Origin of the sequence: Leisingera sp. ANG-S5, assembly GCF_000813925.1 — a bacterium.
Lineage (GTDB): Bacteria > Pseudomonadota > Alphaproteobacteria > Rhodobacterales > Rhodobacteraceae > Leisingera.
In genome coordinates, this window is record NZ_JWLH01000008.1 from 61,771 (window position 1) to 82,663 (window position 20,893).

At 65.1% G+C, this 20,893-nt stretch carries 20 protein-coding genes; 8 read left to right on the top strand and 12 right to left on the bottom strand.

Annotated features, from left to right (window positions below; all coding sequences use genetic code 11):
• Window positions 1–5: 5 nt before the first annotated feature.
• Window positions 6–896 (bottom strand): CPBP family intramembrane glutamic endopeptidase, encoded by an 891-nt coding sequence (locus tag RA25_RS13310; RefSeq protein WP_039173009.1) that lies wholly within the window; start codon window positions 894–896, stop codon window positions 6–8.
• A 297-nt stretch (window positions 897–1,193) separates the two neighbouring features.
• Between RA25_RS13310 and RA25_RS13315 the strand changes: the two genes are divergently transcribed.
• The 3 genes from RA25_RS13315 to RA25_RS13325 all read left to right on the top strand — a co-directional run bounded on the left by RA25_RS13315 (window position 1,194) and on the right by RA25_RS13325 (window position 3,134).
• Entirely contained in the window at window positions 1,194–1,886 is a 693-nt protein-coding gene (locus tag RA25_RS13315) for a hypothetical protein (protein ID WP_241477415.1), read from the top strand.
• A gap of 82 nt (window positions 1,887–1,968) precedes the next feature.
• Window positions 1,969–2,730 carry a DUF6478 family protein gene (locus RA25_RS13320; protein WP_019294981.1) on the top strand — a complete coding sequence of 254 codons (762 nt, stop codon included), beginning with the start codon at window positions 1,969–1,971 and terminating at the stop codon, window positions 2,728–2,730.
• Between the two features lie 26 nt (window positions 2,731–2,756).
• Window positions 2,757–3,134 (top strand): hypothetical protein, encoded by a 378-nt coding sequence (locus RA25_RS13325; protein ID WP_019294982.1) that lies wholly within the window; start codon window positions 2,757–2,759, stop codon window positions 3,132–3,134.
• An 18-nt stretch (window positions 3,135–3,152) separates the two neighbouring features.
• Here the strand turns inward: RA25_RS13325 and RA25_RS13330 are convergent, their stop codons facing one another.
• The 8 genes from RA25_RS13330 to RA25_RS13365 form a co-directional block, all read right to left on the bottom strand.
• Window positions 3,153–3,896: an isocitrate lyase/PEP mutase family protein gene (locus tag RA25_RS13330; RefSeq protein ID WP_039173014.1), complete on the bottom strand. Its 744-nt coding sequence runs from the start codon at window positions 3,894–3,896 to the stop codon at window positions 3,153–3,155.
• Window positions 3,893–4,957: a bifunctional transcriptional activator/DNA repair enzyme AdaA gene (locus tag RA25_RS13335; RefSeq protein WP_039173017.1), complete on the bottom strand. Its 1,065-nt coding sequence runs from the start codon at window positions 4,955–4,957 to the stop codon at window positions 3,893–3,895. The genes RA25_RS13330 and RA25_RS13335 overlap by 4 nt, the downstream gene beginning before the upstream one ends.
• A gap of 628 nt (window positions 4,958–5,585) precedes the next feature.
• Window positions 5,586–6,920: a S41 family peptidase gene (locus RA25_RS13340; RefSeq protein WP_039173216.1), complete on the bottom strand. Its 1,335-nt coding sequence runs from the start codon at window positions 6,918–6,920 to the stop codon at window positions 5,586–5,588.
• A gap of 7 nt (window positions 6,921–6,927) precedes the next feature.
• Window positions 6,928–8,061 carry a murein hydrolase activator EnvC family protein gene (locus tag RA25_RS13345; protein WP_039173020.1) on the bottom strand — a complete coding sequence of 378 codons (1,134 nt, stop codon included), beginning with the start codon at window positions 8,059–8,061 and terminating at the stop codon, window positions 6,928–6,930.
• Entirely contained in the window at window positions 8,058–9,575 is a 1,518-nt protein-coding gene (gene gpmI / locus RA25_RS13350; protein WP_039173023.1) for a 2,3-bisphosphoglycerate-independent phosphoglycerate mutase, read from the bottom strand. The genes RA25_RS13345 and gpmI overlap by 4 nt, the downstream gene beginning before the upstream one ends.
• Window positions 9,576–9,722: 147 nt before the next feature.
• Entirely contained in the window at window positions 9,723–10,148 is a 426-nt protein-coding gene (locus RA25_RS13355) for a hypothetical protein (protein ID WP_039173027.1), read from the bottom strand.
• Window positions 10,145–10,393 carry a hypothetical protein gene (locus RA25_RS13360; RefSeq protein ID WP_039173030.1) on the bottom strand — a complete coding sequence of 83 codons (249 nt, stop codon included), beginning with the start codon at window positions 10,391–10,393 and terminating at the stop codon, window positions 10,145–10,147. The genes RA25_RS13355 and RA25_RS13360 overlap by 4 nt, the downstream gene beginning before the upstream one ends.
• Window positions 10,394–10,493: 100 nt before the next feature.
• Window positions 10,494–13,421: an error-prone DNA polymerase gene (locus RA25_RS13365; protein WP_039173033.1), complete on the bottom strand. Its 2,928-nt coding sequence runs from the start codon at window positions 13,419–13,421 to the stop codon at window positions 10,494–10,496.
• A gap of 221 nt (window positions 13,422–13,642) precedes the next feature.
• On the opposite strand from RA25_RS13365, the gene RA25_RS13370 reads away from it, so the two are divergent.
• Together RA25_RS13370 and RA25_RS22160 are read left to right on the top strand one after the other, a co-directional pair.
• Window positions 13,643–14,107 (top strand): DUF1203 domain-containing protein, encoded by a 465-nt coding sequence (locus RA25_RS13370; RefSeq protein ID WP_039146928.1) that lies wholly within the window; start codon window positions 13,643–13,645, stop codon window positions 14,105–14,107.
• Window positions 14,108–14,240: 133 nt separating this feature from the next.
• Window positions 14,241–15,059, top strand: coding sequence for a class I SAM-dependent methyltransferase (locus RA25_RS22160; protein ID WP_052254249.1), 819 nt, complete (start codon window positions 14,241–14,243; stop codon window positions 15,057–15,059).
• 61 nt (window positions 15,060–15,120) lie between these two features.
• On the opposite strand, the gene RA25_RS13380 is transcribed toward RA25_RS22160, so the two are convergent.
• A complete protein-coding gene (locus RA25_RS13380; RefSeq protein ID WP_039173035.1) occupies window positions 15,121–16,050 on the bottom strand; it encodes an ABC transporter ATP-binding protein in 930 nt (309 codons plus the stop codon).
• 71 nt (window positions 16,051–16,121) lie between these two features.
• Here RA25_RS13380 and RA25_RS13385 point away from each other — a divergent pair, with 71 nt between their 5' ends.
• Window positions 16,122–16,304, top strand: a complete 183-nt coding sequence (locus RA25_RS13385; RefSeq protein WP_019295009.1) for a zinc-finger domain-containing protein — start codon at window positions 16,122–16,124, stop codon at window positions 16,302–16,304.
• 131 nt (window positions 16,305–16,435) lie between these two features.
• Window positions 16,436–16,921 carry a flavodoxin family protein gene (locus RA25_RS13390; RefSeq protein WP_039173038.1) on the top strand — a complete coding sequence of 162 codons (486 nt, stop codon included), beginning with the start codon at window positions 16,436–16,438 and terminating at the stop codon, window positions 16,919–16,921.
• Window positions 16,922–16,940: 19 nt separating this feature from the next.
• Here the strand turns inward: RA25_RS13390 and RA25_RS13395 are convergent, their stop codons facing one another.
• Window positions 16,941–17,306, bottom strand: coding sequence for a hypothetical protein (locus RA25_RS13395; RefSeq protein WP_039173041.1), 366 nt, complete (start codon window positions 17,304–17,306; stop codon window positions 16,941–16,943).
• 187 nt (window positions 17,307–17,493) lie between these two features.
• On the opposite strand from RA25_RS13395, the gene polA reads away from it, so the two are divergent.
• On the top strand, window positions 17,494–20,295 hold the full coding sequence (gene polA, locus RA25_RS13400) for a DNA polymerase I (RefSeq protein WP_039173044.1): 2,802 nt from the start codon (window positions 17,494–17,496) through the stop codon (window positions 20,293–20,295).
• A gap of 340 nt (window positions 20,296–20,635) precedes the next feature.
• Here polA and RA25_RS13405 read toward each other — a convergent pair whose 3' ends face one another.
• On the bottom strand, window positions 20,636–20,872 hold the full coding sequence (locus tag RA25_RS13405; protein ID WP_039146914.1) for a DUF2798 domain-containing protein: 237 nt from the start codon (window positions 20,870–20,872) through the stop codon (window positions 20,636–20,638).
• Window positions 20,873–20,893: the final 21 nt, after the last annotated feature.

Here is a 20,893-nt window from a genome sequence, read left to right on the forward strand (position 1 = left end):
TGCAATCAGCGGCGTATGGCAAGCCTTGCGCAAAGCCAGCTGACACCCATCAGAAGGAAATCCACCGCCATCCACGGCCGCAGCGCCTGCACGTCGGCCAGATCAAAGGGGATCAGATACAATGCCAGCCCATTGAGGCTGGTAGGGGAGCCGAACAGCAAAAGTGCTGTGACGTTGTTGAAGAAATGCACCGCCATCGCGGGTCCCAACGTGCCGGCCCGTGCCGTCAGGTCCGCCATCAGCACCCCAAATAGCCCGGCCCAGACGGTGATCACCAGCGCATTGTCCCCGGCCTCCGCCGGCAGGTAGTGGCCCAGTGCAAACAGTGCCGAGGGCCCCAGCAGCCAAACCGCAGGGTGGCGGAACCGTGCCGCCAGCGCCTGCTGGATATAGCCGCGGAACAGGATTTCCTCCGATCCGGTCTGCACCAGCACTGCAACGATAGAAAGCGGCAGAATGCCCAGCCAGGTCCAGAACGGCAGGTTCTGGGTCATCGGCGGCCCCATGTCATAGGGCGGCAAGGCCATCAGCAGCAGGCTGAGGCCCAGCAGGTACAGGCTGACCCGTCCGAACTGATGCACCAGCGGACGCAGATGGCCGGTCACGGTGGCAAAGCCGCGCTGGTGGAACAGCCGCGCCGCCATCGCCACGCCCAGCGACAGAAAGGCAAAGCTGCCCAGCAGCACCAGCATCGCGCCCGGCGTGCTGCCATCCGCCAGCCCCTGCAGCCAATCGCCCGGAAACAGCCCGGCCAGGATCACCTGCAGCGCCGCCGTCAGGGCAAAGCTGACCGAGGCCACCAGCACCAGCCCCAGCATCAGGCGCCACAGCGCCGGCTGTTGCCGGGCAAAGCGCACCATCGCCTCATGCGCTCTGTAGCTGTGCCAGTCGTGCATAGGTCCTCCGCGCCGCATCAGGAGCCGGCGGCAATCCGGCCCACGTTATGCATTGCTGCAACGCCAAGGCAAGGCAGGCACGCCTGGTGGCGGTTCAGGCTTGCCGCCCCGCCCCCTGCTCCGTAATGATTCCTGCAAAAAACAAGACCGGCAGGACCAGCAGTGACCAGAACAAGCAACGGGAAATCCGTGCCTTTTGCCGCGCCCGGCGGAAAGGCGCCCATGCGGTGCGGCGCGGCGGCGGCGATTGTGCTCGCAGCCCTCGCTCTGGCGGGATGCAGCCCGTCCCCCCAAGGCATGCCCTTTGCCTCCCGCACCGCCAGCCAGGCGCCGCAGGCCGGGGTTCAGGTGATGTCTTTTGGCGGCGGTGATGTGCTGCTGGCCGCGCCCGATGCCTATTGCTTTGACCGGCGCAGCAGCCAGCCGGACAAGGACGGCGGTTTTGCTCTCCTCGCACATTGCAGCCGGATGGGCCGCCAGAACTGGTTCGGCGCCCGCAAGTCCGCGGTGCTCACCGCCTCCATCGGCCCCGCCAAAGCAGCCGCTACCGCGCCGCAGGCGGCTGACATCGCCGCCATGTTCCCGGACGCAAAGGTGCTGGAAACCCGCGAGGATCAGCTCTTGCCGCTGGTCAAGCTGGAGTTCCCCGGCGCCGTCGCTGACAGCGCCAGCCCGGTGCACTGGCGCGGTGCATTCGTGCTGGACCGCCACCTGGTTGCGCTGGCGCTTTACGCGCCAGAGGGCAGCCGGGCGCTTGGCAGCCACGGCGCCGCGCTCCTGAACGAGATGACTCACCGCACGCTGGAGGCCTCCACCCTGCCGTCGCTGGAGACCGCGGCGGCGGCGCCGCGCCCGGCCGCCGCAGTACCCGCACCCGGCCTGCGCCCGCAGCCCCGCCCGGTGCAGATGCTGGCACAGAACACCAAAGACAACACGGAGCCGCGCAAAAAACGCAGGCTCCACCAGCGGATTGCCGGTTTATTTCAATAGGCCCGCGCGGTTACACTGCCGCCAGCCCCGCAGCGGGGCAGCACGGGCAAAGAAGACCCAATAACAGGCGAGAGAGAGCACGATGGGCAGGATCATGGACCGGTTGCTTCACCTGCGCAGCCTGCGCCGCTGGCGCGCCGCGGCTGAGGAGTCCTCGCGCGCGCCGCTGTCGGAACTGCGCCGCCAGCGCAACCAGGCCCGCCAGTTGCGCACCCATCTGGACCGGCTCATCCACACCGCCGACGGCCGCCTGGCGCTGCCGCAGATCGGCTCCTCCTTCTTTCCGCGCCCGCATGGCACCGACTGGTCCTGGCGCCCGGAAATGTGGCGCGGCCCCCTGCCCGAACGCGGCCTCGCCTCGGTACCACCCAAGGCGCGGCTGGGCGATGAGGTGCAGCTGTTTCACGACTGCGCCTTCTCCGAACTGACCCTGCGCCAGCTCCGGAATACCCGCGAGGAGGACCTCGCCCCCTTCGGCCTGCGCATGGATGTGTTCAAATTCGACGGCTCCTTCCTGTCGCTGGTGATCGACCTGCCGCCGGAGGCGGTGCAGGGCATCACCCGCCAGCACCTTCTGCGTATCGACAGCATCATCGAATCCGAAAAGCCGATTGAGATCTTCGCCCGCCTCAACATCCAGCACGGCCCCAACACCGAACAGCTGGTGCGCGAGCTGCCGCAGGAGGAAAAGAACATCGTGGTGGAGTTCGACCTGGCCTATTCCAAGCTGAACGAAAAGCGGATCGAGAAGATCTGGCTCGACCTGATCTTTGAGGCGCCGGACCTGAACCAGGTGATCCTGCGCGACCTGACGTTCTCGCGCCACCGCCGCGCGGCGATCTGAGGAGCCAGCCCCATGAGGGATTTGACATGAGCGACCTGACACTGACCAAAATCCGCTTCCGCAACGGTATCTGGGAAGGCAAGATCGGCAATGCCCCGGTCAGCGGTGCCAAGCCGGACATCACCGTGATGTTTCAGGATCAACCGGTCGAAAACGTGATCCTGACGGAAGGCACGGCAGAGCGCGACTGGCTGGTGGCCGTGCCGGTGCCGCCAGAGGCTGTGGCCGACGGGGTGCAGACCTTTGTGATCTTTGATGCCGCAGACAGCACCCGGCTGGGCGATTTCACCCTGATCGCAGGGGAGGCAGTGGCCGACGACCTGCGAGCTGAAGTCGAATTGCTGCGCGCTGAGCTCGACATGCTGAAGCGCGCCTTCCGCCGCCACTGCCTGGAAACGATGTAAGGGCCTGGCCCTAAGGGCTTATTCCAGCGCCTGGAAATGCTCCGCCAGCACCTGCATCAGCTTGGCGTGCGGAATCGGACCATAGCTGCAGCGTGCCACACCGGCCTGCCGCGCGGTCTCCAGCGTGATGCCGCGCATCATCGTGTTGACAGGCAGCGAACAGCCCTCGCAGACCCGCGCAATCAGATCGGGATCGGTCAGCCCCGGCACAAAGAACCCGTTGCCGCCAGCCTCGGCATAAGCCGCCGCGCGCTCCAGCGCTTCGCCGAGCAGGACGGCGTGTTTGGCGGCATCCTTTTCCTTCAGAAACAGATCTGTACGCGCATTCACAAAGATGTCCGCATGGGCCGCCCGCACTGCAGCCACCCGCCGCGCCTGCTCCTCGATGCTGTAAAAGCCCTCGCCGCCGACCACCTGATCTTCAAAGTTCAGCCCCACCGCGCCGGTCTCCGCCAGCCGCTTCACATTGGCGGTCAGCTGCTCCGGCCCGCGCGCGTATCCGCCTTCGAAGTCAATCGTCACCGGCAGATCTGTGGCCGCAAAGATGCGCTCCGCATTGCCCAGCACAAACTCCAGCGGCACCTGTTCGCCATCCGGAAACCCCTGCGCCGCCGCCACCGGGAAGCTGCCGGTCGCCAGGGCCTTGGCGCCCGCCCCGGCAATCGCCTTGGCGCTGCCCGCATCCCAGATGTTGTAGAGCACCACCGGATCACCCGGCTGGTGCAGCGCCGCAAATGCCTTGGCGCGCTCGGAATATGTCATGCTGAAATCCTCTGTCTGTAGCCTGTTTCAATTTCAATAAGCCGCTGCTTACGCCACAAGCCGCCGCCATAGCCGGTCAGCGATCCATCCGCCGACAGCACCCGGTGGCAGGGCACCACCAGCGCCAATTGGTTGGAGCCGTTGGCCCGCGCCACCGCCCGCGTGGCGGAGGCCCGCCCCAGCTCCCGCGCGATCTGCGAATAGCTGCGGGTCTCGCCTGCCGGGATGGTCAGCAGATAGCGCCAGACCTCGCGCTCGAACGCGGTGCCGTGCAGCGCCAGCGGGGTCCGGAATTCCGCGCCCTCACCGGCAAAGAAGTGGCGCAGTTCCTCCGCGATCTGCGCGGTCGGTGCGGGACGGCCAAAGCCCAATCCGCCGGGCTGCGCCTTTTGCAGCTTGGCCACCTCGCGCGGCAGCGCCTTGCGGTCGGCAAATTCCAGCAGGTGCAGCTGATGGGCACAGCTGATCGCAATCATCGCCCCCAAGGGCGTGTCGATCCAGTCCGCCAGCAGCAGTGCATCCTTGCGGAACGCGCCCGGCGCAATTCCCACCAGTTTGGCAAAGGCCGCTCGGAAGGCGCTGGCGCTCTCAAAACCGGCATCAATCTGCGCCGCAATCACCGGCTCCCCGGCCTTCAACGCCGTGAACCCCTCGCGCAAGCGGCGCTGACGCGCCATCTCCAGGAAGGTCATTCCAAAATGCCGCTTGAACGCGCGCCGCACGGTCGAGGCATCCAGACCCAGCCGCAGCAGATCACCCTCACCCCAGCGGTAGGCGGGGCGTTCCTCCAGCCGCGCCAGCAGGTCCTGCACCATCGGGTCATCGCCGGCCGCCGCCGCCAAGGGCTTGCAGCGCTTGCAGGCGCGAAAGCCCGCCTCGATGCACTCGCCCGGCGTGGCAAAAAACCGGCAGTTCTCATACTTCGGTTTGCGCGCCGGGCAGGTCAGCCGGCAGAAGATGCCGGTGGAGGTCACACCGACATAGGCGCGCCCCTCATAGGCTGCGTCGCGGTCAAGCAGCGCCTGGTACAGCGTGCGGGAATCAGGCAGGTCAAACATCATGCGCCGACCATAGCCCAGCCCGCCCCGTCAGTACGCCGGATATCGGGCGTTGATTTTCAAATCATTGCGACCCAGCCGGGCGGGCGCCTGCCCGCGGGGTGGCGCTGCAACGCTTGCGTGGGGCAGTTTATCCCAGCCGCGTCCGTACGAGTTCTCAAGGGAGCATTACCCTCTCGAAAGCGCCAGCCCGTGCGGGCGGGCAGGCGCTCGCCCGGCGGCGCTGCGCGCCTTGTTCCGGGCGGAAAAGCTCACTTCCGCCAAGGTGTTGCGTACCCACCGTACGCCCCCTTCACGCAATTCTCATTCCCCTCTGCCATACTCCCAAAAGATCGCGATCCCCCGCCATGGCTCCGCGCATGGGCCATGATACGAGGCGCAGGCATCTGTGAGGCTGCCTGCGCGACACCCCGGAGACCGGCCCTGATAAAAAGGGGGTCGTCCAGGATATCCTGTCCGAGCAGGCCCCCGGCGGGGTCTGTCCACCTCCACCCCGGCGGCGCCGCCCCCTTAACTGGGACACAGCGCAACAACGGTACAGCACCCAAACCCCGCCAGACCCGGCGGCACAGCAAAAATGAAAAAGGCCGCCCAACCGGACGGCCCCTTCCTGATGCGTGTTTGCGCGGGCTTACTTCGGCCCCAGCGCCACCATCCCCTTCAGGATGTCGATGGCATAGGCCAGCTGGTAGTCCTGCTCGCGCAGCTCCGCGGCTTTCTCGGCCTTCTCGCGCTCTTCCTCGATCTGGCGGATTTCATCCTCGGACAGGCTGTCGTTGTTCAGGCTGCCGCGCAGGTCGGCTTCCGAACGGGAACGGCGGGCGGGCGAGTCATTCTCCTCCTCAGCCGTAGCCACCCGGCGCGGCTGAGCCACCACGATGTCGGGGGACACGCCCAGCGCCTGGATCGACCGGCCCGACGGCGTGTAATAGCGCGCGGTGGTCAGGCGCATCGCGCCCTCGCCCTTCAACGGCATCACCGTCTGGACCGAGCCCTTGCCGAAGGACTTGGTGCCCACCACGATAGCGCGGCGGTGGTCCTGCAGCGCACCTGCAACGATTTCTGACGCCGAGGCCGAGCCGCCGTTGATCAGCACCACAATCGGCTTGCCCTCTGCCAGGTCGCCCGGGGTGGCGTTGAAGCGCTCGCCGTCTTCCGGGTCGCGGCCGCGGGTGGAGACGATCTCACCCGACTCCAGGAAGCTGTCGGCCACCTTGATCGCCTGGGTCAGCAGACCGCCCGGATTGTTGCGCAGGTCCAGCACGATGCCGTTGACGTTCTCCATGCCGCCGGCTTCCTCGATCTGCTTCTTCAGGTTTTCCTCGAGGTTCGGCGTGGTCTGGTCGTTGAAGGTGGTGATCCGCATCACCACGGTGTCGCCCTCGGTGCGGCCGCGTACCGCAGTCAGCTTGATGGTGTCGCGGATGATCGACACGTCAAACGGCTCCGCCTCGCCCTCGCGCACAACGGTGATCACGATCTCCGATCCAACCGGTCCGCGCATCAGCTCCACCGCGTCGTCCAGCGACAGGCCCAGAACGCTTTCGCCGTCCACGTGGGTGATGAAATCGCCGGCTTCCATCCCGGCTTCATCCGCCGGGGTGCCGTCAATGGGGGAGACAACTTTGACAAAGCCCTCCTCCTGAGTGACCTCGATCCCGAGGCCGCCGAACTCGCCGCGGGTCTGCACCCGCATGCTGGCCGCATCATCCGGCGACAGATAGCTGGAATGCGGATCCAGCGACGCCAGCATGCCGCCGATCGCCGCCTCGATCAGCTCCTTCTCGTCGACTTCCTCGACATACTGCGCCCGGATGCGCTCGAAGATATCGCCGAACAGGTCCAGCTGCTCATAGACGTTAGCCTCGCGCGCGCCTTCCTGCGCCAGCAAGGGGGCTGCCACATAGGATGTTGCAACAATCCCTGCCAGCGTGCCGCCAACGGCGGCCATCGCAAATTTTTTCATCAAGCCTTCATCCACCTTTTCCAGTGCGGAACCACGTTTCGGGGTCCACCGGGCTGTTGTCCATTCTCACCTCTATATAGAGCGTTTCTGTCCGGTCAGTTCCACCCCCTTCACCGCTTGTTGACAGAATTGCGTCCGGTTTCGGGTTTTCTCCGCTCATCAATCCGACCGGCGTGCCCTCCGGGATCACCTGGCCCGCCTCGCCGAACACCTCGGCCAGGCCCGAGAGCACAAACAGCGTGTTTGGCTGCGGTTCCAGAATCACCACGTTGCCCAGATCCAGCAGCGGCCCGCGGTAGCGGATGGTGGCCGCGGTAGGCGAGGTCACCAGCGCCCGCGGGCGGGCGGCAATCAGCCAGCCCGGCCGGGCAATGCCCGCGGCATCGCGCTCGCCGTAGCCGCGCAACAGCAGCCCCTCGACCGGCAGGGGCAGCGTGCCGCGCAAACCGCTGATGTCGGCTTCGCTGGCGGCAATCTCACCGCCGGCAATCTCTGCCAGACCATCGGCAAAGCCTGACAAGGTCTCGGTTGAGGAGATCAGGATCGCGGTGCGCACCGGGTCCTCGGTAAAGCGTTTCGGCAATGTGGTGCGGTCGGCAATCGCGGTAGACAGCTGCACCCGGGCGCTCTGCACGCCGGCCAGCCCCTCCTCCAGCGTCTTGGCGGCGTTCTGCTGCAACAGCCGCAGCGCCTGCACCTCGTCCAAGTCCGCCTTCAGCCCCTGCGCCCGCGCCTGCAGCGCCGGTGTCACCTCTGCCAGCATCATCGCAGACCGCGCTGCCCCCAAAGGCCCGGAGGGATGCACCATCAAGACCGGCGGCGGCGAGGTTTCAATGGTCTGGATGATGCCCAGAAGGCCCGAGACCTCCTCCTGCCGCGCCGCCAATTGCGCGCTCAGCTGCCCCTCACGCCGCGCCACCCGGCGCAGGCCGTCGCGCATCGCCGCAAGGCCGGCTTCATAGGCCTGCACGGTGGAGGTCAGCGCCTTCACCCGGTCGCGGGAACTGTCGGCCTCCTGCAGCTGGACAGAGGCCGCTTCCAGCTGTTCTGCCGCGTCGCGCGCGGCATCCGCCGGGTCCGCTGCCGCCTGCAGCGGCGCGGCCAGCAGGGCCAGCAGCATCAGGCCCGCACGCCGGATCATGACAGCAGGCTCTCCCCGGTCATCTCAGCCGGTTTCTCCAGCCCCATCAGCTCCAGAATGGTCGGTGCCAGATCGGCCAGGCGGCCATCGCGCAAAGCCGCGCCCTCCGGCCCGCCGACCAGCGCCACCGGCACCAGGTTCAGCGTGTGGGCAGTGTGGGCGCCGCCGGTTTCCGGGTCCACCATCACCTCGCAGTTGCCGTGGTCGGCGGTGACGATCATCGCGCCACCCGCCTTCTCCAGCGCCGCGACCACCTTGGCCAGCCCCTGGTCCACCGCCTCGCAGGCGCGGATCGCCGCCTTCAGATCGCCGGTGTGCCCGACCATGTCGGGGTTGGCGTAGTTGGTCACGATGAGGTCATAGCCTGCCTCGATCGCCTCGACGAATTGCTCCGTCACTTCCGGCGCCGACATCTCCGGCTGCAGATCATAGGTCGCCACGTTGGGAGACTTCGGCATGAAACGGTCTTCGCCCTCTTCCGGCTCTTCTTTGCCGCCATTGAGGAAGAAAGTCACATGCGGGTATTTTTCGGTTTCGGCCAGACGGAACTGGGTCTTGCCGTGCTTGGCGACCCAGGCGCCCAGCGTGTTGACAATCGCCGCCTTCGGATAGGCGGTGGTCATGTAATCATTATGGGCATCGGAGTATTCCACCATGCCCATCAGCGCCGCCAGTTTCGGGCGCTGGCCGGTATCGAACTCTGCAAACCCCGGTTCACCGATGGCGCGCAGAATTTCCCGCGCGCGGTCGGCGCGGAAGTTGAGGCAGAAAAACCCGTCGCCATCCTTCACCCCGTCAAAGCCCTGCAGCACGGTGGCGCCGATGAACTCATCCGTCTCCGACTGGTTATAGGCATGGTCCACCGCGCTGTGGGCGGTCAGGCCAGGCCGCCCCTTGGCGTGGATCATTGCATCATAGGCTTCGCTGACACGGCCCCAGCGGTTGTCACGGTCCATTGCAAAATAGCGCCCGGTGACGGTGGCAATCCGCACACCTTCCGGCAGTTTTTCCTCCAGCCGGCGGAAATGGCGGAAGGCCGATTTCGGCGCCACGTCACGGCCGTCGGTGATCGCATGCAGCCAGACCGGCACGCCGGCCTCATGAATGGCTTTCACCGCCGCCAGGATGTGGTTGATATGCCCATGCACGCCGCCGTCGGAGACCAGCCCCATCAGATGCGCCGCGCCGCCGCTTTCCTTCAGCTGCGCGATAAACGCCTGCAGCGCCGCGTTTTCAAAGAAGCTGCCGTCCTCGATCGCCAGGTCGATCTGGCCCAGGTCCATCGCCACCACCCGGCCCGCGCCGATGTTGGTATGCCCCACCTCGGAATTGCCCATCTGTCCGGTCGGCAGGCCCACATCCGGCCCATGGGTGATCAGCCTGGCGCTCGGCCCCTTGGCCATGATCGCATCAAAAGTTGGCGTCTGCGCCAGATAAGGCGCGTTGGCCTTGCCGGGCTCGCCGCTGCCCCAGCCATCAAGAATGCACAGGACAACGGGTTTGGGTGCGGTCATGGATCAGCTCCGGGGCAGGGCAAGGTTGGGCAATGTTCGCAAGCCTTCTAACGCCTTGCCGCGCCGGGGTGAACCGGCTTTCCTGCCACAGTTGGCGTTATCACGGCGCGGCACCCCGGCAATGCCGCTTCATCTTTCGTCAAATACTCAACTCTGGGCCGGCGCGGCATCCATACTGCTGGCGTTCTGCGGCACCAGCACCGGCACCCGCCGCGCCAGATCGCTGGCCAGCGTGTCCGCCGGGAAGTAGCGGTGCAGAACACCGGGCTGCAGCAAGTCGGCATTGCCGTCCAGAAAGGCCTCCGTGTCCGCATAATCGCCACCCGCCATCCGCTCCGCTGTCAGGCTCAGGAACGCCAGCGTCACTGTCGCGTTGAATTTCTCCGGCACCCCGGCGGCTTCGGTCAGCCGGCGCAAGCCACGGGCATAGATGGCCATGCCCTCGAACACCTCTTGGCGGGAGAGGATTTCATAGGCCACGCCCAGGTGCGCCCGGTGGCTGAAGCCCTGCGGCTGCAGCGTGCCTGTGGCCAGCTCCGCTGCCATCACGGCATAGTCTGTGCGTTCGCTCATTGCGGATCCTCCGTCAGGCTGTGGCTGTCGGCGGCGGTCAGGTCCAGCCCGTAGACCGCCCGCAGCGCCCCGATCTTGCTCAGGGTTTCTTCCGAGAACGGCGCCTTGCCTTCAAAGGCGTGCAGCGCCATGCCCTCGACCAGTTCCGCCACCGAAATGTCCAGATATTCCGCCAGCGCCTTCATGGTCTTCAGCAGCCGCACCTCCAGGCGCAGGCCGGTTTGAACACGGGTTACTGATTTCATCGCACCCTCCTTTCAGAGGGCTGATATAGAACGATTCAACTTTGGTATTAAGGTACCAAGATACCTGCTATCAATCTGCGCTTCTTCTTTGCCCAAATACTCAACTCCCCGGCCCGCCTCTGGCACCGCCGCCCGTGTCCTGCGGCGTCAGCAGATGCCGGATCAGCGCCACCGGATGCGCCCGCAAGCTCAGCCGCATGGCGACGTAATCCTCCACCACCTCCTCGCCCAGGCCCATCTGCGGCAGGTCCGCCTCCGGCTCATAGATCCCCTCGCCTTCCAGCTCGCGGGCAAACAGCGGCAGGGGCTTGCGGGCGGTGATCGCCTTGGCGGCCCATAAGGCCTCGCGCCGGTTGAGGCCAAGAGCGGCAAAGGCATCCGCTTCGGCCAGCCGCTCGATCACCGGCGGCGCGATGCCGGCCTTGCGCCAGACGTCCTCCACCTCGTGATAGCCGTTGCCGCGCGCGGCGGTCAGCCAGGCGGCGTCCTCGTCCCGCAGGCCCTTCACCTGCCGGAACCCCAGCCGCAGCGCCAGGCCGCCGTGGCCGTCGGGCTCCATCACGTTGTCCCAGTAGGAGTTGTTGATGCAGACCGGGCGCACCGCCACCCCGTGTTCGCGGGCATCACGGACGATCTGGGCGGGCGCGTAGAAGCCCATCGGCTGCGCATTCAAGAGCGCGCAGGCAAAGATCCCCGGATGGTGGCACTTGATCCAGGCCGAGGCATAGACCAGCAGCGCGAAACTGGCGGCATGACTTTCGGGAAAGCCGTAGGAACCGAAGCCCTCGATCTGGGAAAAGCAGCGTTCGGAGAACTCCGCGTCATAGCCGTTCCTGGCCATGCCGCGCAGGAACAGAGAGCGGAATTCGCTGACGTTGCCGTGTTTCTTGAAGGTCGCCAGCGACCGCCGCAGCCGGTCGGCCTGTTCCGGCGTGAAGCCGGCGCCGACGATGGCGATCTGCATCGCCTGCTCCTGAAACAGCGGCACGCCGAGGGTCTTGCCCAGCACCTCGCCCAGCGCGTCGGAGGGGAAATGCACCGGCTCCTCGCCGTTCCTGCGGCGGATATAGGGGTGCACCATGTCGCCCTGGATCGGGCCGGGGCGGACGATGGCGACCTCGATCACCAGGTCATAGAAATTGCGCGGCCGCATCCGGGGCAGGAAGTTCATCTGTGCCCGGCTTTCAACCTGAAAGACGCCGATGCTGTCAGCCCGGCACAGCATGTTGTAGACCGCTGGGTCCTCCGGCGGCAGGGTCGCCAGGCTGTAGTCCAGCTGGTGATGCTGGCGCATCAGATCAAACGCCTTGCGGATGCAGGTGAGCATCCCCAGCGACAGCACATCGACCTTGAGGATGCCCAGCGTGTCGATGTCATCCTTGTCCCAGCAGATGACCGTGCGGCCCTCCATGGTGGCATTTTCAATGGGCACCAGTTCATCGAGCCGCCCTTGGGTGATGATGAAACCGCCCACATGCTGGCTGAGGTGGCGGGGGAAGCCGATGATCTGCTCCACCAGCTGCAGGGTCAGCTGCAGGCGGCGGCTGTTCGGGTCCAGGCCGATCTCGCGCATCCGCTCCGCCTCCACCCCCTTGCTGCTGAAGAACCCCCAGAGCTGCGAGGACATGGCGGAGATGGTGTCCTCCGTGAGACCCATGGCGCGGCCGACCTCGCGGATGGCGCGTTTGCCGCGGTAGTGGATCACCGTGGCGCAGAGGCCCGCGCGGTGGCGGCCGTAGCGTTCATAGATCCACTGGATCACCTCCTCGCGCCGCTCATGCTCGAAGTCGACGTCAATGTCGGGCGGCTCGTCGCGGGCTTCGGAGACGAAACGCTCGAACACCATGGTGCCCAGTTCCGGGCTGACGGAGGTGACGCCCAGGCAGTAGCAGACCACCGAATTTGCCGCCGAACCGCGGCCCTGGCAGAGGATCCCGCGGGAACGGGCAAAGGCGACGATGTCGCGCACGGTGAGGAAATAGGGGTCGTATTTCAGCTTGGCGATCAGGGCCAGCTCATGCTCCAGCAGGGCACGCACCCGCTGTGGCGCGCCGCCGGGGTAGCGCCAGCTGAGGCCCTCCTCGGCCAGCCGCCGCAGCCGCTGGGGCGGGGTTTCGCTCTCGCGCCCCTCGTCCGGGTAGTCATAGCGCAGCTCATCCAGCGAGAAGGTCAGCTGCGCTGCCAGATGGGCGGCATTATCCACCGCGTGTTCATAACCGCGGAACAGGCGGCGCATCTCGGCCTCCGAGCGCAGGCGCTGCTCCGCGTTGGCCATGGCGGCGCGGCCCAGCTCCTCCACCTTGCAGCGCAGCCGGATGGCACTCAGCACATCGCCCAGGCGGCGGCGGCGGCCATGGTGCATTTTGGGCGCGGCGCTGGCCAAGGGGGGCAGGTTGAGATGTTCCGCCAGCTCTGCAAGCGCGGCAAAGCGGGCCCGGTCGCCGCCGTCATAGGCTGGCGTCATCAACAGGTGCATCCGCCCGGCAAAGCGGCGCGTCAGCGCGTCCATATGCGGGTCCCATCCATCCGCGCCGCAGGGCAGATGCTGCGCCTGCGGCAGCAGCAGCAGGTGGAGGCCGTCCGCAAATTCCATCAGGTCGGAGAGATGCAGGATGCAGCTGCCCTTCTCTGCCCTGAGCCGCCCGGTTGAGAGCAGCCGGGTCAGGCTGCCCCAGCCCACGCGGGTCACTGGCAGCGCGATCACCTCCGGCGCGTCGCTGAAGATCAGCCGCGCTGCCGGGATCAGCCGCACGGTTTCATAAACCGGGAAGGAGGCGGGTTGCGCAATATCTGCGGGGCGCGGCGGGCCGATGGGTGTGTGTGTACGGTCCCAGGCCTGCCGCTCCCGCACCCGGCGGGCAATGTCGCGGCACTCCGCATGGGCGCGCACGATGCCCGCCACCGAGTTTTCATCCGCGATGGCAAAGGCGCCAAGCCCCAGTTCCAGCGCGCGCGCCGCATACTCCTCCGGGTGGGAGGCGCCGGTGAGGAAGGTGAAGTTGGAGAGACAGGCGAATTCGGCAAACATGGGGGTATGATATTCCCGTTTTGTTCTCATGTGGAGTCCTACTGGAATGCGGTGCCGCGCCGCGCGCCTGCGCGGCGCTACGCCCAACCGCCGCAGGGCATTTTCAATGCCCGCCCGGCGGGCGGGAGGGCTTTACTCCAACTCACTGCGGGATGCGCAAGATCCGGGTCGATTGCCGCCCTGCAGTTCGGGCAGGGTGCTGGCAGCAAAGGAGAAACCCGATGACCAAGATCACCGCCCTGCCCACCGATACCGTCCGCGCCCTGCAGGATGGCGGCTCTGACGCCCATGGCCAGATGCCGGAGCGCACGGTGTCGGACGGCGGCGGCAACCCCTGCCGCCACTGCCTGCACTACATCCCCGAGGGCAAGGAGATGCTGATCCTCGCCCACCGCCCCTTCCCCGAGGCACAGCCCTATGCCGAGACCGGGCCGATCTTCCTGTGCGCGGATCATTGCGAACGCCATGACGGCGAGGCGGTGCCGGAGGCTCTGGAAGGCTCCCCCGATTACCTGATCAAGGGCTACAGCGCCGATCACCGGATCGTTTACGGCACCGGCATCGTGATCCCGCAGGCGGAGATGATGGGGCGGGCCGAGGCGATCTTTGCCGATGAGCGGGTGGACTACATCCACATCCGGTCATCGCGCAACAACTGCTATCAGGCACGGATCGACCGGGGGTGAGGGCTGGAGGCGGGCGGTGGCTGCGGTGTCTCACTCCGACAGCCAACGGCAGAACTGAGGCCATAGCTGACCTCACTGTTTTCATTTATCATTCGACTAACGATGGGGATGTCAGACGGAGGATGGGGAAAATATGCAAGACTTTGACGAATTCGCTGCCCGCGAGCGCCTCGGCTGGGCCGACGAGAACATTGTCTCCGCCTATGTAAAAAAGTTTGGCCCTGTAACGGACTACGCGGCCCGGGAGTTGATCAATCGTGGAGCGCCAAAAGGAATGGAAGTTCTGGATTTATGTTGCGGGCAAGGCGCCTTGACTGCAATGCTTAGCGAGGCGGGTTCACGTGTTACCGGCTTAGACTTCTCTGAAGAAATGCTTGCCTTAGCGGCGGAGACCGCACCAGATGCTGTTCTTCAGCAGGGTGACGCGGCAGCACTTCCATTCGCTGACGGCCAATTTGATCAGGTGGTCTGCAACTTTGGAATGATGCACTTACCTGAGCAACCAAAAGCGTTAGATGAAATCAACAGGGTGCTGCGTACGGGCGGTCGTTTCTTGATGGCAACTTGGGCGACCCCAGATGTTTCTCCGGCGTTCGCAACTGTCTTTGGTGCGATTAAGGCGAATGCAGATTTTTCCGATGCCCCCGCTCAGCCAGACCTTTTCGCTTTTGCGCGACCCGACGAAGCGAAGGCGATGATGAAGGCATCTGGCTTGCGTATGGTTTCCCATGAAAACGTCACAACGCATTGGCTCCTGGATGAACCGGGTGAGTTATTCGAGATATTCCTCACGGCAACTGTTGCGGCGTCCCAGCTTATCAAGGGTCAGAAGCCGGAAGTGATTGAAGCAATTCGCGCTCAAGCAACCGACGCCGTAAGCGCCAACTTTCGCGACAAGAATATTTATCGTGCACCAGTGGCCATCTCTATCGTGCAGGCAGAGGCTGAATAGCAGCCGTTAATCTGTCGAAGTCCGCTTCGTCCCGCATCTGGTCACCAGGCAGAGGTGCCCCTCACCCCGCCTTGGTCAGCGACAGGAACACATCCTCCAGGTCCGCTTCCTCGGTCTTCACGTCGCGGATTGAAATCCCTGCCGCATGGACCGCGGCCAGCACGTCTTCGGCGCTGGTGGCCTGGCTGCGGTAGCGCAAGCAGACGGCGCCGTCTTCGCGCAGCTCGGACTCAATGCCGTCTCCTTGCGGCAGCACCGTGACCGGCACCGCGGGCTGCACCACCATGGTTTTGGCGTCGAGCCGGCCCAGCAGGCTGGATTTGCTGTCGCGCGCCACCACCTCGCCCTGGTTGATGATGGCGATCTCGTCGCACATCTCCTCGGCCTCCTCCAGGTAATGGGTGGTGAGGATGATGGTCATGCCTTGCGCGTTCAGCTTGCGGATGTTTTCCCACAGCATCTGGCGCAGTTCGATGTCAACGCCCGCAGTGGGTTCGTCCAGCACCAACACCGATGGGCGGTGGACCAGCGCCTTGCCCAAGAGGAGCCGCCGCCGCATGCCGCCGGAGAGGGTGCGGGCATAGGCCTCTGCCTTGTCCTCAAGCCCGATCATCCGCAGAATCTCGTCGCTGTGGCGTTCGGATTTCGGCACGCCGTAGAGGCCTGCCTGCACCTCAAGCGCGCCGCGCGGGGTGAAGAAGGGGTCGAGGTTCAGCTCCTGCGGCATGACGCCGATGGCGGCGCGGGCTTGGCGCGGGTTTGCGTCCTGGTCGAAGCCCCAGATCGACACCGTGCCGGAGGTCTTGCGCACCAGCCCCGCCAGGATGTTGATCATCGTCGATTTGCCCGCGCCGTTGGGACCCAAGAGGCCAAAGACAGAACCGCGCGGCACCGTCAGGTCAACGCCCTTCAGCGCGTGTTTCTCCGGCTGGCCCTTATGGCCCTTGTAGATTTTGCGCAAAGCTTTGATCTGGATTGCGTCCGCACTCATCGCCGCTCTTGCCCCCGGTTTTTCCTTGGCTCATAAAAGCGCCTAGCCGAAAAGTGAAAGGACTGCCAGCCATGAGCACCGAAGCGCCGGAAACCAGGATCGTGAACAGCCGCAAGGTGGCCTGCGACGGCAGCGAAGGCGCGCTGGGGCATCCGCGGGTCTATCTGCAGATCCCGGAGGAGCAGGGCTGGGTCGAATGCCCCTATTGCGACTGCAAGTTCATCTATGAGGACGCGGCCAAGGCGGCGGAGTGATCCGGGCCGCAGCAGGCTGCAAAGGCAGTGTCCGGGCGCCGGAAAATTCGAATTTTCCGGCCAAATTTCTTTGAAGAAATTTGCCTGCATCCGGTAGTGTCCGGTGCGGGAAACAAGCGCGGGCAGCGGATATGGCACAGCTTCTGATCGTCTACCACTCACGCACTGGCGGCAGCCGCCGGATGGCGGAGGCAGCGTATGAGGCCGCGCGCGGTGAGGTCGAGACCGTTTTGAAGCGGGCCGAAGATGCCGGGCCGGAGGATCTGCTGGCAGTGGACGGCTATATCTTCTGCGCACCGGAGAATCTGGCGGCGCTGTCCGGCCAGATGAAAGAGTTCTTTGACCGCTGCTATTACCCGGTGCTGGGACAGATCGAGGGGCGGCCTTATGCGCAGATGGTCTGTGCCGGCTCCGACGGCGAAAACGCGGCCCGGCAATGCGCGCGGATTGCCACCGGCTGGCGCCTGAAAGAAGTGCAGAAACCGCTGATTATCTGCACCCATGCACAGACGCCGGAGGCCATTCTGGCGGAGAAGGTGATCCCGGAGGATCAGCTTGAGGCCTGCCGCGAGCTGGGGCTGGCGATGGGCGCGGGGCTGGCAATGGGGGTGTTTTGAGCCTGACGGTCAGGACGTCTCAATAGACAAACCAGAAATCACCCAGCCGGGTGCCGGAGGCGGCAAACATGCCGCGGTAGGTGCCGTCCGGCAGCGCTCCGGCCAGGGCGCACAGTTCCTGGCCGCGGCGGAACTCTGCCCAGCGGCTGCAGATTCTGTCCCCGTCCAGCCGCCAAGTGCCTGTGTCTTCTCCCACCCGCGGGATCGTGACCTCAAAGGTGCCGTCTGTCCGCAGGACCGCGGTGCCGGACAACGCCAGCCGGGTGAAGGCGATTTTGCGGTCATGGGTGAAGAACGCCTGCAGTTCCTCAGCCGTGAGCATCCGGACCTCGTCGCGGCAGCCGGACAGCGCCGCAAGCAAGCCTATGAGAAGGATCCAACGCATGACATCAGATAGGCACGGGGTCCGCGCGGGGGCAACTGCCTGACCGCGGCGGCAGATCACATCCCTGTGCGCCGGATTGTGCCCATGCCGGTGGCAGCAGCGGGCAACAGGGCGATTGCGGATGGCGGCTGGATACTGAATAACACTGTCCAAACCACCATGCGCGAATGAACCGGGGAGCAGCACAATGAGCGGGACACAATTCGGCAAGGGCTGCCATCTGCATCTGATCGACGGCTCGGCCTTCATCTTCCGCGCCTATCACGCGCTGCCGCCGCTCACGCGCAAATCCGACGGGCTGCCGATCGGCGCGGTCGCGGGCTTCTGCAACATGCTGTTCAAGCAGGTGGAGGACAACAAGGGCCCGGATGCGCCAACCCATGTGGCGGTGATTTTCGACTATTCCGGCAAGTCCTTCCGCAACGAGATGTACGATTTGTACAAGGCCAACCGCCCGCCGGCGCCGGAGGATCTGGTGCCGCAGTTCCCGCTGACCCGCGACGCCACCCGCGCCTTCAACATCGCCTGCAAGGAGATCGAAGGCTTCGAGGCCGACGACATCATCGCAACCCTGGCGCATCAGGCGCGCGATGCAGGCGGGCGGGTGACGATCATTTCGTCGGACAAGGACCTGATGCAGCTGGTCGGCGGCGGCGTCGAGATGCTGGACGCGATGAAGAACAAGCGCATCGACAGCGACGGCGTGGTGGAGAAATTCGGTGTCGGCCCCGACCGGGTGGTGGATGTGCAGGCGCTGGCTGGCGACTCGGTTGACAACGTGCCGGGCGCGCCGGGAATCGGGATCAAGACCGCCGCGCTGCTGATCAACGAATTCGGCTCTTTGGAAGAGCTTCTGGACCGCGCCGAAGAGATCAAGCAGCCCAAGCGCCGCCAGACGCTGATCGAGAAGCGCGATCAGATCGAGCTGTCGAAGAAGCTGGTGCAGCTCGACTGCAATATGGAGCTGGACTTCACCCTGGACGATCTGGAAGTGAAGGAGCCGGACGCGGAGACTCTACTGACCTTCCTGTCTGAGATGGAGTTCCGCACACTGTCCAAGCGCATGGCCGATCAGCTGGGCATGGACGCCCCTGCGATCCCGGAGGCACCCGCTGCTGCGGCAGAATTGGCCGCACCGGAATTCGTGCCGTTCGACAAGGAGAAATACGAATGCGTCCGCGACGCAGCGGCGCTGCAGGTCTGGGTTGACCGCATCCGCGAGCGCGGCTGGGTGGCGGTGGATACCGAGACCACCGGCCTGGATGAAATGGTCGTCGATCTGGTCGGCATCTCGCTGTGTGTGGAGGCAGGCGAGGCCTGCTATATCCCGCTGACCCATAAGGCCGGGGGCGATGATCTGTTCGGCGGCGCGGGGCTGTCCGAGGGGCAGATGCCGCTGGAGGAAGCGGTCGCCATGCTGAAACCGGTTCTGGAAGACCCGGCGATCATGAAAATCGGCCAGAACATGAAATACGACGCCAAGATCCTGCACCGCTACGGCGTGGATGTGGCGCCGGTGGATGACACCATGCTGATGTCCTATGCGCTGCATGCCGGAATGCACGGGCATGGCATGGATGCGCTGTCCGAACGCTATCTGGATCACACGCCGATCCCGATCAAACCGCTGCTGGGCAGCGGCAAATCGGCGATCACCTTTGACCGGGTGCCGATCGAGGACGCGGTGCCTTATGCGGCGGAAGACGCCGACATCACCCTGCGCCTGTGGCAGGTCTTCAAGCCGCAGCTGCATCAGGAGCGGGTCACGACTGTTTATGAGACGCTGGAGCGGCCGCTGGTGCCGGTGCTGGCGGATATGGAGCGCAATGGCATCAAGGTGGACCGCGATACGCTGAGCCGCATGTCCAATGCATTCGCCCAGAAGATGGCTGGCTTGGAAGCCGAAATCCACGAGCTGGCGGGGGAGACCTTCAACGTCGGCTCACCAGCGCAGCTGGGCGAGATCTTGTTCGACAAGATGGGATTGGAAGGCGGCAAGCGCGGCAAAAACGGGAAGTACTCCACCGGCGCCGATATCCTGGAGGATCTGGCGACCGAGCATGACCTGCCGAAGCGGGTGCTGGACTGGCGGCAGCTGTCAAAACTGAAATCGACCTACACCGATGCGCTGCAGGACCATATCAATCCCGACACCGGCCGGGTGCATACGTCTTATGCCCAGACCGGGGCCAGCACCGGGCGCATGGCCTCGACCGATCCGAACCTGCAGAATATTCCGGTGCGCACCGAGGAAGGCCGCCGTATCCGCGAGGCCTTTGTGGCAGAGGAAGGCAATGTGCTGCTGTCGCTCGACTACAGCCAGATCGAACTGCGCATTCTCGCCCATATGGCCGGGATTGATGCGCTGAAACAGGCCTTTGCCGAAGGCGTCGACATTCACGCGATGACCGCCTCCGAGATGTTCGAGGTGCCGCTGGAGGAGATGACGCCAGAGATCCGCCGCCAGGCCAAGGCGATCAACTTTGGTGTGATCTACGGCATCTCGGGCTTTGGCCTGGCGCGCAACCTGCGCATTCCGCGCAAGGACGCGCAGGGGTTCATCGACCGCTATTTCGAGCGCTTCCCAGGCATCCGCAAGTACATGGACAGCACCGTCGAGTTCGCCAAGGAGCATGGCTACGTCCAGACCCTGTTCGGGCGCAAGATCCACACCGCGGAAATCAACGCCAAGGGGCCGAAGGCGGGCTTTGCCAAACGCGCCGCGATCAACGCGCCCATTCAGGGCACCGCAGCAGACGTGATCCGCCGGGCAATGATCCGGATGCCGGAGGCAATTGCCCATCTGCCCGCGCGGATGCTGTTGCAGGTGCACGACGAACTGCTGTTTGAGGTGCCGGAGGCGGCGGTGGAGGAGACCATCGAAACCGCCCGCCAGGTGATGGAGAACGCCGCCGATCCGGCGGTGCATCTGGATGTGAAACTGGTGGTGGACGCAGGCCGCGGTTCCAATTGGGCCGAAGCGCACTAAGAACCGCCCCGCAAAGCCGGCGGGACGCTCCCGCCCGGCTTCGAACTGGCGATCTCATCCCGTTGGGCATGGCGCCGCTGGCGCGGCGCGGATTGTGCCGCGCCCTCGCCTCACCGGGTCAAGGGAGGCGCAGCCTCCGCGCGGTCAGCGCGGCTTGCCCTTGACGCGGCCCGCCCTGAAAACAATCGGCAGCGCCCCTCAAGGGCAGACCTGCCCTTAGGGGCTTCTCAGCGAACTCTCTGTGCGCCGCGCCAGCGGCGCCGCGCCCAACCGGTGCTGCTGCATCTTTGATGCAGCTTGCGGCGGGCGGGAGTTCCCCCTGCCCAGTTACCGCCCCGTTTCAGCTGCCCGCGGGCTGCTTGACCAGCTTGGCAACCAGCCTGCGCACCAGGGGCGCGGCGGTGAAGGCGACAGCGAAGGCAATCGGCCAGCTCAGGCTCCAGGCCTGCATCCAGGCGCCGCCGAACCCTGTGCCGAAACCCAGCGCCTTCCAGGTGGCGACGCCGGTCACGATGAAGGACATCATCCCCGACAGGATCAGGCTGAACAGCACGGGTGCAAAACGGGCGGGGAGCATGGGCGGGGTCCTTTTAATGTT